The sequence below is a fragment of the Pseudomonas caricapapayae genome (assembly GCF_001400735.1).
In the GTDB taxonomy this organism is placed as follows: Bacteria; Pseudomonadota; Gammaproteobacteria; order Pseudomonadales; family Pseudomonadaceae; genus Aquipseudomonas; species Aquipseudomonas caricapapayae.
This window is the reverse complement of record NZ_LJPW01000175.1, coordinates 1-16131: the sequence shown is the minus strand read 5'-3', so window position 1 is coordinate 16131 and position 16131 is coordinate 1. Positions and strand designations below refer to the sequence as shown.

Sequence of the window (16131 nt, the reverse complement as noted above, 5' to 3'; positions counted from 1 at the left end):
CCCTGACACCCCAGAACCGCCGTGTGACGCAGATCGTCACGAACTGCATGCCGACACGGAGCGTGCGGAACGAGAACTATCGTGGCTTGAAGCCTTTTTAAGCACCCATCGGGCCCTGCGAGCAGCGCCGAGCGCGGAGCACGAATGCAATCACATTGCCCGTGCTGGAGCCTCATGCCTCCGGCCTGTTAACATTCCGCGCTTGATCGACCAATTTCGGGATTTTCCATGACCACCGTTCGTACCCGCATCGCGCCATCGCCCACTGGCGACCCTCACGTCGGCACGGCCTACATTGCACTGTTCAACTACTGCTTTGCCAAACAGCATGGCGGCGAGTTCATCCTGCGCATTGAGGACACCGATCAACTGCGCTCTACCCGCGAGTCCGAACAACAGATTTTCGACGCACTGCGCTGGCTAGGCATCGAGTGGAGCGAAGGACCGGACGTCGGTGGTCCGCACGGCCCATACCGCCAAAGCGAGCGTGGCGACATCTATAAAAAGTACGCGCAGCAACTGGTCGAGATGGGCCATGCCTTCCCGTGTTTTTGCACCGCCGAAGAACTGGACGAGATGCGTGCCGAGCAACAGGCCAAGGGGGAGACCCCGCGCTATGACGGTCGTGCCTTGCTGCTCTCCAAGGAAGAAGTGCAGCGCCGCCTGGAGGCGGGCGAGCCACACGTGATCCGCATGAAAGTGCCGACCGAAGGTGTCTGTGTTGTCCCGGACATGCTGCGCGGCGAAGTCGAAATCCCGTGGGATCGCATGGACATGCAGGTCCTGATGAAAACCGACGGGCTGCCAACTTACTTCCTCGCCAACGTGGTCGATGACCACCTGATGGGCATTACTCACGTGCTGCGCGGCGAAGAATGGCTGCCATCGGCGCCGAAACTGATCCTGCTGTACGAATACTTCGGCTGGGACAAGCCGCAGCTGTGCTACATGCCGCTGCTGCGTAACCCCGACAAGAGCAAGCTGTCCAAGCGCAAGAATCCGACCTCGGTGACTTTCTACGAGCGCATGGGTTTCATGCCCGAGGCGATGCTCAACTACCTGGGCCGCATGGGCTGGTCGATGCCTGACGAGCGCGAGAAGTTCTCCTTGCAGGAGATGGTCGACAACTTCGACCTGTCGCGTGTTTCGCTGGGCGGGCCGATCTTCGATATCGAGAAGCTTTCATGGCTCAATGGCCAATGGCTGCGTGATCTGCCGGTCGAGGAGTTTGCCAGCCGCTTGAAGACGTGGGCGCTGAACCCCGACTACATGATGAAGATCGCACCCCATGTGCAGGGCAGGGTAGAGACCTTCAGTCAGGTCGCACCGCTGGCCGGCTTCTTCTTCGCAGGTGGCGTCACCCCTGATGCGAAGCTGTTCGAGCACAAGAAGCTGTCCCCGGAGCAGGTCCGTCAGGTCATGCAGCTTATCCTGTGGAAGCTTGAGTCGCTGCGTCAGTGGGAAAAGGACCGCATCATGGGTTGCATCCAGGCGGTCGTCGAGCATCTGGAGCTCAAGCTGCGTGACGCCATGCCTTTGATGTTCGCTGCGATCACCGGTCAGGCCAACTCGGTGTCGGTGACCGATGCAATGGAAATCCTCGGCCCGGACCTGACCCGCTTCCGTCTGCGTCAGGCCCTCGATTTGCTGGGTGGTGTTTCCAAGAAAGAAAACAAGGAATGGGAAAAGCTTCTGGGCTCGATTGCCTGAGGCATTCCCCGTTCCTGTCAGTCGCCCCCGGTTTTCCGGGGGTAGAAGGGTAAGTGGTTGTATTACCGACAAAAAAGTTTGCAAATTGTAGAAAATAAATTTGACAGCTCTGTCACTCACGCTTAATATGCGCCCCGTCCACTGATGTGGGGCTTTAGCTCAGCTGGGAGAGCGCCTGCATGGCATGCAGGAGGTCAGCGGTTCGATCCCGCTAAGCTCCACCAAATTTAGCGTTTCAGAGTGTTGCTGCACGGCTCTGATGCGATGTGAAACAAGCGGATCCAGCGACCGTTTGCTTTTCGAGAAGGTTATGTCCCCTTCGTCTAGTGGCCTAGGACACCGCCCTTTCACGGCGGTAACAGGGGTTCGAGTCCCCTAGGGGACGCCAGTTTCATCGAGTGATGCCGCAAGGTTGATCTCCGCCGAGAGGCGTAAATCCGGGGCTTTAGCTCAGCTGGGAGAGCGCCTGCATGGCATGCAGGAGGTCAGCGGTTCGATCCCGCTAAGCTCCACCAATTTTGCCAGGGTTCATCGTTCGATGAACCTGACTGAAGGTTTTGCGTCCCCTTCGTCTAGTGGCCTAGGACACCGCCCTTTCACGGCGGTAACAGGGGTTCGAGTCCCCTAGGGGACGCCACGATTTCCCGCTCTGCGGGACCAAGGGTCATTCGATTATTGAATGGCCCTTTTGTTTTTAAGAGTTTGAAAAATCCTTCCCTTCGGGTATTCACCTATCGTCTCCGTGCACACGCCTGTTTCTGCCCAAAGGGCGTGGGAGCGACCGGAACGGCGGTCCGCATTGTTCGAGAAGACAATGTTCAAGAGGGCGCATTTTCGGCGATCATACCGGCCCCTTCGCGAACAAGTCCGCTCCCACGACCCAGTCTTTCATACACAGCCATCCTGGCTTCGCTACACTCCCCGCAAATCGAATTCACGTAAGCAGGAGCACGCATGGTCTGGGATCGGGCAACGCCTTTCGTCATTGACCTTAACGTCGGCGCAGAAGACATTGACGGGCTGGGGCATGCCAATAACGCTGTCTATGTTTCCTGGCTGGAGCGCTGCGCCTGGCGGCATTCGCAGTATCTGGGCCTGGACCTGACCGAGTATCGGCGTCTGGACCGGGCAATGGCGGTGGTCCGGCATGAGATCGACTACCTGGCCAGCGCTTACGAGAGCGACGAACTGCAATTGGCGACCTGGATTGTCGATTGGGACCGACGCTTGAAAATGACCCGCTGCTTTCAGCTCAAGCGGCCTGCCGACAACCTGACGCTGCTGCGCGCGCAAACCACCTTTGTCTGCATCGAACTGTCCACCGGTCGGCCCAAACGCATGCCCGCGGAGTTCGTCGAAGGCTACGGCGCGGCCATTCTCGACAGCGACGTTCCCAATCCGTACGCCGGGCAGTAAACTGCCGGACTTTTTTTCGAGTGTGACCCATGCAAATTGCTCTGGCGCCCATGGAGGGGTTGGTCGACGACATCCTGCGCGATGCACTGACGAAAGTGGGTGGCATCGACTGGTGCGTGACCGAATTCATCCGGGTGTCGGAGCGTTTGATGCCGGCGCACTACTTCTACAAGTACGCTTCGGAGTTTCACAACGGCGCGAAGACTGACGCGGGTACGCCTTTAAGGCTCCAGCTATTGGGCTCCGATCCGGTGTGTCTGGCCGAAAACGCCGCGTTCGCCTGCGAGTTGGGTGCACCGGTACTGGACTTGAACTTCGGTTGCCCGGCAAAAACCGTCAACCGCTCCCGTGGCGGCGCAATTCTGCTCAAAGAGCCGGAACTGCTGCACTCGATCGTCAGTCAGGTGCGCCGTGCCGTGCCCAGACACATCCCTGTTACCGCCAAGATGCGCCTGGGTTACGAAAACACTGATGGCGCGCTGGATTGCGCGCGGGCACTGGCTGACGGCGGGGCAGAGCAAATCGTCGTTCACGCGCGCACCAAGGTGGACGGCTACAAGCCGCCAGCGCACTGGGAGTGGATTGCGCGCATTCAGGAAGTGGTCAAGGTTCCGGTGGTCGCCAACGGGGAAATCTGGACGGTTGATGACTGGCGGCGTTGCCGCGAAATCTGTGGAGCGCGGGACATCATGATTGGCCGCGGGCTCGTGGCACGTCCCGATCTGGCCCGGCAGATTGCTGCGGCGCAGAAGGGCGAAGAGGTGGTGCCGATGACGTGGGCCGAGTTGCAGCCGATGCTGCGTGCTTTCTGGCAGGCCTGTCTGATCAAGATGACGCTCATTCAGGCGCCGGGCCGACTCAAGCAATGGCTGGTGCTGCTGACCAAGAGCTACCCGGAAGCAACCCTGATGTTCAACACGCTGCGCCGTGAAACAGACTGCGATCGCATCAGCGTATTGCTGGGTTGCGAGCCCGAAACCAACCCCGACGAACGGTCAAAAAAAGTCTGAAAACAGCCTCTTGAAAAGCGAATGGTCGTCCTTATTTTGCTGATCAGGCGATGCCGAATACGGGTCGCGCAAACCACTCGCTGATAAACAGGAGAATTGTTATGGCTACTGCATTTTCTCTGGCTCCACTGTTTCGCAACTCAGTGGGTTTCGACCGCTTCAATGATCTTTTCGAGTCGGCGGCGCGAAATGAGACAGCCAGCGGTTACCCTCCTTACAACGTGGAGCGGCATACCGATGATCATTATCGAATCGTGATCGCTGCAGCAGGTATGCAAGAACAGGATCTGGACCTGCAAGTTGAAAAGGGCGTATTGACCGTCGTCGGCAACAAGCGTGAGCAGGAGGACAGCAACGTCACCTACCTGCATCAGGGTATTGCCCGGCGTGAATTCAAGTTGTCCTTCAGGCTGGCCGACAATATCGAGGTCAAGGGGGCTGACCTGTCCCATGGTCTGCTGAGCATTGATCTGGTGCGGAATGTGCCGGAAGAAGCCAAACCGAAGCGGATTCCGCTCAATACCCAGAAAGTGCTGGGCAGCTGATCTGTCAGGCGACAGCACGTGTTGAAAGAAAGGCACCTTCGGGTGCCTTTTCTGTTATCAGTCCCAGGGCGCGATTGACTGCGCCTGCCGCTTGGTCTGCAGCAGGTTCTCGAACTGCGGAGCTGGCAACGGTTCGCTGAACAGGTAGCCCTGATAGTTGTAACAGCCGACTCTTTCAAGGAACGCCAGTTGCTCTGAGGTTTCGACGCCTTCAGCAATCACGTTCAGGTTGAGGCTCTGTGCCATGGCTACAATCGCGCGAATGATTTCTGCATCGTTGGGGTCGCTGGTGGCGTCCTGGACGAATGACTGATCAATCTTCAGCGTATCCACCGGCAAGCGCTTGAGATAAGTCAGCGATGAGTAGCCGGTGCCGAAATCATCCATTGCGAAGCTCACCCCCAGCGCTTTGAGGCTGTGCATTTTGAGAATCGTATCGTCCAGATTCTGGATGACGATGCCTTCGGTAATTTCCAGCTTGAGCATGGATGCAGGCAACTGGTGCAGCTTGAGGCTGTGTTGCACACGTTCGACGAAGTCGTTCTGGCGGAACTGGCGTGGGCTGATATTGACGCCCATCAGGAATTTATCTTTAGCGATCAGCCCCTGTTTCAAGAGCAGGCCGCCGGTTTTGCACGCTTCGTCCAGGATGTGGCTGCCAACTTCCAGAATCATTCCGCTTTCTTCGAGTATCTGAACAAATTGGTCAGGCGACAGCAGCCCGTATTCAGGGTGCTCCCAGCGCAGCAACGCTTCGGCACCAGTAATGCCAGTGTCGCGGCTGTCGATCTGGGCCTGGAAGTGGAGGTGAAACTCGTTGCGGGTCAGCGCCAGACGCAGGTCGTTTTCGAGGCGCAGGCGCTGGCTGACTGCCTGTTGCATGGACACATGAAAAAACTGTGATGCATTACGCCCGGAATCCTTGGCGCGATACAGCGCAATATCGGCTCGTTTGAGCAAGTCGGCAGGTGCCAGACCATCATCCGGGATCAGCACGATGCCGATGCTTGGCGTGACTTGCAGGCGATGACCGTCGAGAAACATCGGTTCGGCCAGCAGTTCGCGCAGGTTGTCGGCCAGCACGCGAACCTGCCGAGTGACGTCGTCGCGAGAGCCATCCAGGCCGCAGATCAGCACCACGAACTCGTCACCGCCCAGGCGCGCAACGGTGTCCTCGTGGCGTACGCTGGCTTCCAGACGTGCGGCGATGATGCTCAGGACGCTGTCGCCTACCGGATGACCGAGTGAGTCGTTGATGTGCTTGAAATGATCCAGATCGAGAAACAGCAGGGCACCGCGCAAGTTCTGGTGTTGAAGCAGTGACACTTGCTGGCTCAGGCGGTCCATCAGCAGCGCGCGGTTGGGCAGCCCGGTGAGCGGGTCGTGATAAGCCAGATGCTGAATCTGCGCCTGGGCTGTTTTCAGCTGGCCGATGTCCCGTGCGTTCATCAACAGGCAGGCGGTATTGTTCAGCGTGATGAACTCGACCGATATGTCCAGTACCAACGGTGCGCCATGCTTGTCCTGACCGTTCATTTCCCGATGATGCACGCGGCCTTTCTGGCGCAGCTCGTCAATCATGTAGTCGCGCTGCACAATGTCGGACCAGATGCCGATTTCGTGGGCTGTACGACCAAGCACTTCCTGGGCGCTGAAGCCGGTCAGGCGACAGAAGCCGTCATTGACCTCTACATAACGGCCGGACTCGATTTCAGTGATGGTGATCGAGTCCGGGCTTGAGTGAAACGCCTTGGCAAACTTCTCCTCGCTGGCCTCCAGCGCGGCCTGGACGCATTGTTGAGTGATGTCCAGCAGGGTTCCAGACAACTTCACGGCCTGACCCTGTTCATCACGATAGATTCGTGCACGGCTTTCAAGCAGACGTGAAGTACCGTTCTTCAACTGAAACCGGTAAGTCACCTGGAAACATTCCTGCCTGCTTTCAAGAGCTGCAGCATAGGCTGCATGCATTTTATGGCGTTCTTCGGCTGGCAGGCTGTCGAGAAACTGTCTGCCATCCTCGTCGAAGGGCTTCGCCGCCATGCCATGCAGCACGGATGCTCGCGGCGAGGCTTGCAGCCTGTTGCCGATGATGTCCAGATCCCAGGTGCCCATCTGCGCCAGTTCCAGTGCCAATTCGAGACGATCCCGGGTTTGCTGGAGGACGCGCTCCGCGCCCGTCAGCGGCAGACTGATAGAGGCTGGCTGTTCAAGGGCGTTCAGCACGGGGTTATCCGGTGGATTGGACATGTGATCACGAGCCTTTAATCGATAAAGCCGATAGAGCGATCAGTCTGCGGCTTGCAGCATGGTCTACTTACTATGTCTGCGCATCGAGCAGTTTCATGAATGCTCTTGCTGCATTCGATAGCGTGCGTTCGGTATGCAGGATGTAGCCTAGCTGGCGATTGAGTTGCACGCCCGGTAGCGGAATGCGCGCCACTTGTTCGTCGAGCATGGTACGTGGCAAAACGCTCCAGGCCAGGCCGATGGAAACCATCATTTTGATGGTCTCCATATAATTGGTGCTCATCGCAATGTTGGGTTTTAGGCCCTGAGCCTCGCACAGCCCGCTGACAATATGGTGGGTAAACGTGTTACCGCCCGGAAATACTGCCGGATAGCGCACCACATCCTCAAGTTTCATCGGCCCGCTGTTGGCCAGCGGATGCTCCGGCGCTGCGACAAAGTCCAGCGGGTCGTCCCATACGGGTACGGCACGGATCAGCGTATGTGGCTCGGGTGCGAGTGTAATAACGGCCAGTTCGGCACGCCCGTGAAGAATTTCCTCATAGGCAATTTCCGAGTCCAGGAACTGGATGTCCAGTGCGACCTTTGGATATGTGCGGGTAAATGCCCGCAATACCGGGGGCAAGCGGTGCAGGCCAATGTGATGGCTGGTCGCCAGAGTCAGCCTTCCGGTGACTTCGCCGGTCAGGTTGGTCAGCGCGCGTCGCGTGTCATCCAGCACGTTCAGAATCTGGTAGGCGCGCGGCAGCAGGGCGCGCCCGGCCTCGGTCAGGCTGACTTCCCGGCCCAGGCGGTCGAACAGGCGGACGTTCAACTGTTGCTCCAGACCGGCGATGCGTTTGCTGATCGCCGGTTGGGTCAGATAAAGGCGTTCGCCCGCCCCGGAAAAGCTGCCGGTCTCGGCAATGGCTATAAAAGCATTAAGGTTGGCGAGGTCCATGATCGGATTCCATTTGGTTATCCAAAGTATGAAAATTATGAATTTGAGTTATTTAAGCATATTTCATAGGATGACCGCACAAGCCAAGGGGTCATCATCACGATTGCCCAGGGCATAGAAACAAGCTGATGAGGAAGTACGTCCGATGGCCGGGAAAACGCTCTACGACAAGCTCTGGGATTCGCATTTGGTCAAGCAGCGCGACGATGGTTCGGCGCTGATCTACATTGACCGCCATATCATCCACGAAGTGACCTCGCCGCAAGCGTTCGAAGGCCTGCGGCTGGCGAAGCGCAAGCCATGGCGGATCGATTCGATCATCGCCACGCCTGACCATAACGTGCCGACCACATCGGAACGCAAGGGCGGTATCGATGCCATTGAAGATCAGGTGTCGCGCCTGCAGGTGCAGACCCTTGACGACAACTGCGACGAATACGGCATTACCGAATTCAAGATGAATGACCCACGCCAGGGCATTGTCCACGTGATCGGCCCGGAGCAGGGCGCAACCCTGCCTGGCATGAGCGTGGTCTGCGGCGACTCGCACACCTCGACCCACGGCGCGTTCGGCGCGCTGGCGCACGGTATCGGCACGTCCGAGGTCGAGCACGTGCTCGCGACCCAGTGTCTGGTGGCCAAGAAAATGAAGAACATGCTGGTCTCGGTCGAAGGGCAGTTGCCATTCGGTGTGACGGCGAAAGACATCGTCCTGGCCGTGATCGGCAAAATCGGTACGGCCGGCGGCAACGGTTACGCCATCGAGTTTGCAGGCAGCGCGATTCGCGACCTGTCGATCGAAGGCCGCATGACCATTTGCAATATGTCCATTGAAGCGGGTGCCAGGGTCGGTATGGTGGCCACTGACGAAAAAACCGTCGAGTACGTCAAGGGTCGTCCGTTCGCCCCCAAAGGTGCGGAATGGGACCAGGCAGTCGAAGCCTGGAAGGACCTGGTGTCCGATCCGGACGCCGTGTTCGATACCGTTGTCAGGCTGGATGCGGCGCAGATCAAGCCGCAAGTCAGCTGGGGTACGTCGCCTGAAATGGTTCTGGCGGTCGATCAGAACGTACCGGACCCTGCGCAAGAGCCGGACCTGGTCAAGCGGGGTTCCATCGAGCGTGCATTGAAGTACATGGGCCTGAAAGCCAATCAGCCGATCACTGATATCCAGCTCGACCGTGTGTTCATCGGCTCCTGCACCAACTCGCGGATCGAAGACTTGCGCGCTGCCGCAGACGTCGCCAAGGGCCGCAAGGTTGCTGCGACCATCAAGCAGGCCATCGTGGTGCCGGGCTCGGGCCTTATCAAGGAGCAGGCCGAGAAGGAAGGGCTGGACAAGGTGTTCATCGACGCCGGTTTCGAATGGCGCGAGCCGGGCTGCTCGATGTGTCTGGCGATGAACCCGGACCGCCTGGGCTCCGGTGAGCACTGTGCTTCCACGTCAAACCGCAACTTCGAAGGCCGTCAGGGCGCTGGCGGCCGGACGCATCTGGTAAGCCCGGCGATGGCTGCCGCGGCAGCGGTCAATGGCCGTTTCATCGATGTTCGCGACCTGATCCAGCTCTGAGGAATCCAGCATGAAAGCCTTTACCCAGCACAATGGCCTGGTCGCTCCTCTGGATCGCGCCAATGTCGACACCGACCAGATCATTCCCAAGCAGTTTCTCAAATCGATCAAGCGCACCGGGTTTGGCCCGAACCTGTTCGATGAGTGGCGTTATCTGGACGTGGGCCAGCCTTACCAGGACAACTCCAAACGCCCGCTGAACCATGATTTTGTGCTCAATCACGACCGTTATCAGGGTGCCAGCGTGCTGTTGGCCCGGGAGAACTTCGGCTGTGGCTCCAGTCGCGAGCATGCACCCTGGGCACTGGAAGAGTACGGCTTCTGTGCGATCATCGCGCCGAGCTATGCCGACATCTTCTTCAACAACAGCTTCAAGAATGGTTTGTTGCCGATCATTCTGTCCGAGGAAGAAGTCGATCAATTGTTCAAGCAGGTTGAAGCTGCACCTGGCTATCAGTTGAATATCGACCTGCAGGCGCAAACGGTGACTCGTCCTGATGGCAAGGTCCTGAGTTTTGAAATCGATGCCTTTCGCAAGCATTGCCTGCTCAACGGCCTGGATGACATCGGCCTGACGCTGATGGATGCCGACGCCATCGCCAGTTTCGAGAACAAACATCGCGCCAGCCAGCCGTGGCTGTTCCGCGACTGATTCAGCCGTTGCGACATGCCTGTTTGCCAGCAAGGGGCCCTGCACCTTGCTGGCAAAAGTGTTTAAGACAGGCGATAAATTTTTCGCCGCTGCGAGCGTTATAAACAGGCGTTGTTCACAACGCCGATGCACAAAATCGAGGATGTTATGAGCAAGCAGATTCTGATTCTCCCAGGTGATGGTATCGGTCCGGAAATCATGACCGAAGCGGTCAAGGTGCTGGAACTGGCCAACCAGAAGTATCAACTGGGTTTTGAATTGAACCACGATGTGATCGGCGGCGCAGCCATCGACAAGCACGGTGTGCCCTTGGCCGATGAAACCCTGGATCGCGCCCGTGCTGCCGATGCGGTGCTGCTGGGTGCCGTCGGCGGCCCGAAATGGGACACCATCGAGCGTGATATCCGTCCTGAGCGCGGTCTGCTGAAAATCCGTTCGCAACTCGGCCTGTTCGGCAACCTGCGGCCTGCGATCCTTTACCCGCAACTGGCGGATGCATCGAGCCTGAAACCTGAAATCGTCGCCGGTCTGGATATTCTGATCGTCCGCGAACTGACCGGTGGCATCTATTTCGGCGCGCCACGCGGCACCCGTGTGCTGGATAATGGCGAGCGTCAGGCTTACGACACGCTGCCGTACAGCGAAAGCGAGATCCGTCGTATTGCCAGGGTCGGCTTCGACATGGCGATGGTGCGTGGCAAAAAGCTTTGCTCGGTGGACAAGGCCAACGTACTGGCGTCCAGCCAGCTGTGGCGCGAAATCGTCGAGCAGGTTGCCGGGGATTACCCTGAAGTCGAACTGAGCCACATGTACGTCGACAATGCTGCCATGCAACTGGTGCGTGCACCCAAGCAGTTCGATGTGATCGTGACCGACAACCTGTTCGGCGACATTCTTTCCGATCAGGCGTCGATGCTCACCGGCTCCATTGGCATGCTGCCATCCGCCTCGCTGGATACCGCCAACAAGGGTATGTACGAGCCTTGCCATGGTTCGGCGCCGGACATCGCCGGTAAAGGTATCGCCAACCCGCTGGCGACCATTCTGTCGGTGTCGATGATGCTGCGTTACAGCTTCAACCTGACCGATGCGGCTGATGCCATCGAAAAGGCTGTCAGTCTGGTGCTGGATCAAGGGCTGCGTACTGGCGACATCTGGTCGGAAGGCAAAGTCAAAGTTGGTACGCAGGAAATGGGCGATGCAGTAGTCGCCGCGCTGCGGAATCTGTAATCTCTCTGGCCCGCCGCCTGCTGTGTATGCGCAGAGCGGCGGTCCCACTTTTATTCAAGGTGTAGTTGCGATGAAACGTGTAGGTCTGATCGGTTGGCGTGGCATGGTCGGTTCCGTGCTCATGCAGCGGATGCGGGAAGAGCAGGACTTCGATCTCATTGAGCCGGTGTTCTTCACTACTTCCAATGTCGGTGGCCAGGCGCCTTCGGTGGGCAAGGATGTTGCGCCACTGAAAGACGCCTACAGCATCGACGAGCTGAAAACCCTGGACGTGGTGCTGACCTGTCAGGGTGGCGACTACACCAATGAGGTGTTCCCCAAGCTGCGTGAAGCCGGCTGGCAGGGTTACTGGATCGATGCGGCCTCCAGCCTGCGCATGCAGGATGACGCGGTCATCGTGCTTGACCCTGTAAACCGCAAAGTCATTGATCAGCAGCTCGATGCGGGCACCAGAAACTATATCGGCGGCAACTGCACGGTCAGTCTGATGCTCATGGGCCTGGGCGGGCTGTTCGATGCCGGTCTGGTCGAGTGGATGAACGTCATGACCTATCAGGCGGCTTCCGGTGCCGGTGCGCAGAACATGCGCGAGCTGATCAAACAGATGGGGGCGGTGCATGCCTCGGTCGCCGATGACCTGGCGAACCCGGCCAGCGCCATTCTCGATATCGATCGCAAGGTCGCTGAAGCCATGCGCAGCGAGTCGTTCCCGACCGAGAACTTCGGCGTGCCGCTGGCGGGCAGCCTGATCCCATGGATCGACAAGGCATTGCCCAATGGTCAGAGCCGCGAAGAGTGGAAGGGGCAGGCCGAGACCAACAAGATCCTCGGTCGCTTCAAGAGCCCGATCCCGGTCGATGGCATCTGCGTGCGCATCGGTGCCATGCGTTGCCACAGCCAGGCGCTGACCATCAAGCTGAACAAGGATGTGCCGATCGCGGACATCGAAGGCTTGATCAGTCAGCACAACCCTTGGGTCAAGCTGGTACCGAACAACCGCGAAGCGAGCATGCACGAACTGAGCCCGACCGCCGTCACCGGTACCATGAGTGTGCCGGTAGGTCGTTTGCGCAAGTTGAACATGGGCTCGCAGTACCTTGGCGCTTTTACGGTGGGTGACCAGCTGCTGTGGGGCGCTGCCGAGCCGCTCCGCCGCATGCTGAGGATTCTGCTGGAGCGTTGAGGCTCCGGTCTCACAGGAACCCGCTCTCCGAAAGGACGGCGGGTTTTTTATGGCCGATATTTTTTATTAATTATTATCCCTATATATGGGATTGAAATTTACATATTGAGATAACTGTAAAAACAGGTTTATAGTCGTCTGGCACTCACTTCCAATAAAACAACAGGTGACGCAATGCAGGCGCAATTGATCGCACTCGATTGGGGGACAACCTCGCTTCGGGCTTATCGACTTGGCGAACATGGCCAGGTCCTGGAACAGCGCGCCTTGAGCGCGGGCATCATGCAATTGCCGACCACACCGCGCCTGATCGCCGGGCAATTGTGCAGCGACGGTTTCGAGCTGGCTTTTGACCAGGCCTGCGGTGACTGGCTGGATGCGCAGCCCGACCTGCCGGTGATTGCCTGTGGCATGGTCGGCAGCGCGCAGGGCTGGCGCGAGGCGGCTTATCGGGAAACACCGGCTAGCGTCTACGAGCTGAGTGCAGCGTTGCAGACCGTGCGCAGTGCGCGCGGTGTGACGCTGCATATCATCCCTGGCGTCTTGCAGCGAGCGACCTTGCCCAATGTCATGCGTGGCGAAGAAACCCAGGTGCTGGGTGTACTGGCAGGCCTCGACGCCGGGCAGGGCAGCGAGCCTTTGCTGATCGGCCTGCCCGGTAGCCATTCCAAGTGGGTTCAGGTCGTGCGCGGTCGCATCGTTCATTTCGATACGTTCATGACCGGTGAGGTCTACGCCGCCCTGTGCGCGCACACCATTCTCGGTCGCACCATGCAGCAGGCCGAGGTGTTCGACCGTCAGGCCTTTGATCGCGGGCTATCGATTGCCCTGTCGCAGGAAGGTGCCGCCGGGCCGCTTTCCACCATATTCAGTACCCGGACGCTCGGGCTGACCGGGCAACTGGCTGCCAGTGCCCAGCCAGACTATCTCTCCGGCCTGTTGATAGGTCACGAACTGGTGGCCATTGCCAGGCTGCATCTACAGACGCATGAACAACTGCCCGCAGTGATTCTCATCGGCAGCGAGTCGCTGTGCGCGCGCTACGCCCGAGGCCTTGAAGTCTGCGGTTTTTCCTGCGTGACACTGGCCGAACAGGCGACCGAGCGCGGGCTGTGGCGGGTCGCTGAACAGGCAGGGCTGCTCGCAAGCCTGCCTTCTCCAGACATTCAAGAGGTGTGACATGCTCAAGCAAGCATTGAAGGAAAACGGTCTGGTCGCAATCCTGCGCGGCCTGCGGCCCGAAGAGGCACCGGCAATAGGTGATGTGCTGTACGAGGCCGGTTTCCGTGTTATCGAAGTGCCGCTCAACTCGCCGCAGCCGTTCGACAGCATCCGCCTGTTGCGCCAGCAGCTGCCGGCCGATTGCCTGATCGGTGCGGGAACGGTGCTGACCCCAGAGCAGGTGACCCAGGTCAAGGATGCCGGAGGTCAGGTGATCGTCATGCCACACAGCGACGCAAAGGTGCTGCGTGCAGCCAAGGCTGCCGGGCTGTTCCTGTCGCCGGGTGTGGCGACGCCCACCGAAGCCTTCGCCGCACTGGCCGAAGGGGCCGATGTACTGAAGCTGTTTCCCGCCGAGCAAATGTCACCCGCTGTGGTCAAGGCGTGGCTGGCGGTATTGCCCAAAGGCACGATTCTGCTGCCGGTCGGAGGGATCTCGCCGGACAACATGAAGGTGTTCCTCGACGCAGGCGTGAAAGGCTTCGGTCTGGGCTCCGGGCTGTTCAAACCCGGCATGAGTGCCGCTGGTGTCACCGAGCGTGCCCAGGCTTATGTCGCAGCCTGGAAGCAGCACAGCGCGGCGCTTGCAGGCTGACCGGCATCGGCACTTGCTATCCAACAAGAGAATCAACAAGAGAAACCGCACCCATGAAAATCACCAAACTCACTACGTTCATCGTTCCGCCGCGCTGGTGCTTCCTCAAGGTCGAGACCGACGAGGGGGTTGTCGGCTGGGGCGAGCCGGTGGTCGAGGGCCGCGCGCACACCGTGGCTGCCGCAGTGGAAGAGCTTTCCGATTACCTGATCGGCAAAGACCCGCGCAACATCGAAGATATCTGGACCGTGCTGTACCGCGGCGGCTTTTACCGCGGCGGTGCAATTCACATGAGTGCGTTGGCGGGTATCGATCAGGCATTGTGGGATATCAAGGGCAAGGCGCTGGGGGTTTCAGTCAGTGATCTGCTCGGCGGTCAGGTGCGTGACAAGATCCGTGTCTATTCGTGGATTGGTGGTGATCGGCCTGCCGACACGGCGCGCGCGGCCAAAGAGGCAGTCGAACGTGGCTTTACTGCGGTGAAAATGAATGGCACCGAAGAGCTGCAGTTTCTCGATACCTTCGACAAGGTCGACCTGGCGCTGGCCAACGTAGCCGCCGTGCGCGATGCGGTCGGGCCGAACGTCGGCATCGGTGTGGACTTTCATGGCCGGGTTCACAAGCCCATGGCCAAGGTGCTGATGAAAGAGCTGGACCCGTACAAGCTGATGTTCATCGAAGAACCGGTGCTCAGCGAGAACTACGAAGCATTGAAGGAGCTGGCACCGCTGACCAGCACCCCGATTGCACTGGGCGAACGGCTGTTCTCGCGCTGGGATTTCAAGCGCGTGTTGAGCGAAGGTTACGTCGACATCATCCAGCCTGATGCGTCTCACGCGGGCGGTATCACCGAAACCCGCAAGATCGCCAACATGGCTGAAGCCTACGACGTCGCGCTGGCGCTGCATTGTCCGCTCGGGCCTATCGCGCTGGCAGCCTGCCTGCAACTGGACGCGGTTTGTTACAACGCTTTCATTCAGGAGCAGAGCCTGGGCATTCATTACAACGAAAGCAACGACCTGCTCGATTATGTGAAACACCCGGAGGTTTTCGACTACGACAAGGGCATGGTCAAGATTCCCAACGGGCCGGGCCTGGGCATCGAAATCAACGAAGAGTATGTCATCGAACGCGCGGCCATCGGCCATCGCTGGCGCAACCCGATCTGGCGTCATGCCGATGGCAGTTTTGCAGAGTGGTAAGCGGAGGCTGTCGTTCCAAGGTGCTACAGATATGTACGGGCTCTTTTACAGGTGTTCCTCCACTGTAGAAGTGCTTTAGAGGTGATTTTTGTTCGCGATAGCGCTGACGACGCAGAGTGCGACGTGAGTGACTGCTGAGTCGTGGCACTGATCCGGGGCTACCTCCGGATCAATGTCAGGGCGAAGGAACCCGACCAAGTCGGGCCGGAAACATGAGCGGGGATTTTGCTTATTCTGGTCCCTCGGCACGCGGAACGTGGCAACGAGAGTCAGCGTGTCTTCAGCTCGGTTATATCGAAATACAGACCTCAATAAATCCAACAAGAGGCTACATTCCATGCGCACTCGAACTCTGGAGGGTGCGGCATCCCTGGTGACGCCGTCCCGCAAACGTTTCTTTATCATGGTCCTGCTGTTCATCACAGTGGTGATCAACTACCTGGACCGCAGCAACCTGTCGATTGCTGCGCCAGCGCTGACGTCTGAGCTGGGCCTTGATCCGGTGCATATCGGGCTGATCTTTTCCGCATTCGGCTGGACCTACGCTGCCATGCAACTTCCGGGTGGCTGGCTGGTAGACCGCGTGCCGCCACGTATCCTTTACACC

The 16131-nt window shown here is 58.7% G+C and carries 14 protein-coding genes and 4 tRNA genes; 16 read left to right on the top strand and 2 right to left on the bottom strand.

Features of this window, described 5'->3' with window-relative positions; all coding sequences use genetic code 11:
- Positions 1-228 precede the first annotated feature (228 nt).
- The 8 genes from gltX (at position 229) to ALO80_RS26860 (ending at position 4681) form a co-directional block, all read left to right on the top strand.
- Positions 229-1710 carry a glutamate--tRNA ligase gene (gene gltX / locus ALO80_RS26895; protein WP_055011167.1) on the top strand — a complete coding sequence of 494 codons (1482 nt, stop codon included), beginning with the start codon at positions 229-231 and terminating at the stop codon, positions 1708-1710.
- Positions 1711-1858: 148 nt separating this feature from the next.
- Positions 1859-1934 (top strand) — tRNA-Ala (locus tag ALO80_RS26890).
- Between the two features lie 88 nt (positions 1935-2022).
- Positions 2023-2098, top strand: a tRNA-Glu gene (locus ALO80_RS26885).
- 51 nt (positions 2099-2149) lie between these two features.
- A tRNA-Ala gene (locus tag ALO80_RS26880) sits at positions 2150-2225 on the top strand.
- A 46-nt stretch (positions 2226-2271) separates the two neighbouring features.
- Positions 2272-2347, top strand: a tRNA-Glu gene (locus tag ALO80_RS26875).
- 317 nt (positions 2348-2664) lie between these two features.
- Positions 2665-3126, top strand: a complete 462-nt coding sequence (locus tag ALO80_RS26870; RefSeq protein WP_054988176.1) for an acyl-CoA thioesterase — start codon at positions 2665-2667, stop codon at positions 3124-3126.
- Between the two features lie 29 nt (positions 3127-3155).
- Complete coding sequence (locus ALO80_RS26865) at positions 3156-4136, top strand: tRNA dihydrouridine synthase (RefSeq protein WP_055011166.1); 981 nt, start codon at positions 3156-3158, stop codon at positions 4134-4136.
- 101 nt (positions 4137-4237) lie between these two features.
- Positions 4238-4681 (top strand): Hsp20 family protein, encoded by a 444-nt coding sequence (locus ALO80_RS26860; protein ID WP_054988174.1) that lies wholly within the window; start codon positions 4238-4240, stop codon positions 4679-4681.
- A gap of 57 nt (positions 4682-4738) precedes the next feature.
- Here ALO80_RS26860 and ALO80_RS26855 read toward each other — a convergent pair whose 3' ends face one another.
- Together ALO80_RS26855 and ALO80_RS26850 are read right to left on the bottom strand one after the other, a co-directional pair.
- Positions 4739-6931 carry a putative bifunctional diguanylate cyclase/phosphodiesterase gene (locus ALO80_RS26855; protein ID WP_055011165.1) on the bottom strand — a complete coding sequence of 731 codons (2193 nt, stop codon included), beginning with the start codon at positions 6929-6931 and terminating at the stop codon, positions 4739-4741.
- A 70-nt stretch (positions 6932-7001) separates the two neighbouring features.
- Entirely contained in the window at positions 7002-7871 is an 870-nt protein-coding gene (locus tag ALO80_RS26850; RefSeq protein WP_002552953.1) for a LysR family transcriptional regulator, read from the bottom strand.
- Between the two features lie 145 nt (positions 7872-8016).
- On the opposite strand from ALO80_RS26850, the gene leuC reads away from it, so the two are divergent.
- The 8 genes from leuC to ALO80_RS26810 all read left to right on the top strand — a co-directional run.
- A complete protein-coding gene (gene leuC / locus ALO80_RS26845) occupies positions 8017-9441 on the top strand; it encodes a 3-isopropylmalate dehydratase large subunit (RefSeq protein ID WP_054988171.1) in 1425 nt (474 codons plus the stop codon).
- A gap of 10 nt (positions 9442-9451) precedes the next feature.
- Complete coding sequence (leuD, locus tag ALO80_RS26840) at positions 9452-10093, top strand: 3-isopropylmalate dehydratase small subunit (RefSeq protein ID WP_054988170.1); 642 nt, start codon at positions 9452-9454, stop codon at positions 10091-10093.
- Between the two features lie 147 nt (positions 10094-10240).
- Positions 10241-11323: a 3-isopropylmalate dehydrogenase gene (gene leuB / locus ALO80_RS26835; RefSeq protein ID WP_055011168.1), complete on the top strand. Its 1083-nt coding sequence runs from the start codon at positions 10241-10243 to the stop codon at positions 11321-11323.
- Positions 11324-11393: 70 nt separating this feature from the next.
- Positions 11394-12506, top strand: a complete 1113-nt coding sequence (gene asd / locus ALO80_RS26830) for an aspartate-semialdehyde dehydrogenase (RefSeq protein WP_054988169.1) — start codon at positions 11394-11396, stop codon at positions 12504-12506.
- A gap of 174 nt (positions 12507-12680) precedes the next feature.
- Positions 12681-13685 (top strand): 2-dehydro-3-deoxygalactonokinase, encoded by a 1005-nt coding sequence (locus ALO80_RS26825; RefSeq protein ID WP_055011164.1) that lies wholly within the window; start codon positions 12681-12683, stop codon positions 13683-13685.
- Position 13686: 1 nt separating this feature from the next.
- Entirely contained in the window at positions 13687-14322 is a 636-nt protein-coding gene (locus tag ALO80_RS26820) for a 2-dehydro-3-deoxy-6-phosphogalactonate aldolase (RefSeq protein ID WP_055011163.1), read from the top strand.
- Positions 14323-14375: 53 nt separating this feature from the next.
- Complete coding sequence (gene dgoD / locus ALO80_RS26815; protein WP_003394509.1) at positions 14376-15524, top strand: galactonate dehydratase; 1149 nt, start codon at positions 14376-14378, stop codon at positions 15522-15524.
- Positions 15525-15861: 337 nt separating this feature from the next.
- Positions 15862-16131 (top strand): MFS transporter (locus tag ALO80_RS26810; RefSeq protein ID WP_144434254.1); only part of this gene is annotated, 270 nt, incomplete at its 3' end.

Bases quoted from the DNA above. Each gene is read 5' to 3' on its own strand.
- gltX (WP_055011167.1), top strand. From the start codon at position 229: ATGACCACCGTTCGTACCCGCATCGCGCCATCGCCCACTGGCGACCCT.
- ALO80_RS26870 (WP_054988176.1), top strand. From the start codon at position 2,665: ATGGTCTGGGATCGGGCAACGCCTTTCGTCATTGACCTTAACGTCGGC.
- ALO80_RS26865 (WP_055011166.1), top strand. From the start codon at position 3,156: ATGCAAATTGCTCTGGCGCCCATGGAGGGGTTGGTCGACGACATCCTG.
- ALO80_RS26860 (WP_054988174.1), top strand. From the start codon at position 4,238: ATGGCTACTGCATTTTCTCTGGCTCCACTGTTTCGCAACTCAGTGGGT.
- ALO80_RS26855 (WP_055011165.1), bottom strand. From the start codon at position 6,931: ATGTCCAATCCACCGGATAACCCCGTGCTGAACGCCCTTGAACAGCCA.
- ALO80_RS26850 (WP_002552953.1), bottom strand. From the start codon at position 7,871: ATGGACCTCGCCAACCTTAATGCTTTTATAGCCATTGCCGAGACCGGC.
- leuC (WP_054988171.1), top strand. From the start codon at position 8,017: ATGGCCGGGAAAACGCTCTACGACAAGCTCTGGGATTCGCATTTGGTC.
- leuD (WP_054988170.1), top strand. From the start codon at position 9,452: ATGAAAGCCTTTACCCAGCACAATGGCCTGGTCGCTCCTCTGGATCGC.
- leuB (WP_055011168.1), top strand. From the start codon at position 10,241: ATGAGCAAGCAGATTCTGATTCTCCCAGGTGATGGTATCGGTCCGGAA.
- asd (WP_054988169.1), top strand. From the start codon at position 11,394: ATGAAACGTGTAGGTCTGATCGGTTGGCGTGGCATGGTCGGTTCCGTG.
- ALO80_RS26825 (WP_055011164.1), top strand. From the start codon at position 12,681: ATGCAGGCGCAATTGATCGCACTCGATTGGGGGACAACCTCGCTTCGG.
- ALO80_RS26820 (WP_055011163.1), top strand. From the start codon at position 13,687: ATGCTCAAGCAAGCATTGAAGGAAAACGGTCTGGTCGCAATCCTGCGC.
- dgoD (WP_003394509.1), top strand. From the start codon at position 14,376: ATGAAAATCACCAAACTCACTACGTTCATCGTTCCGCCGCGCTGGTGC.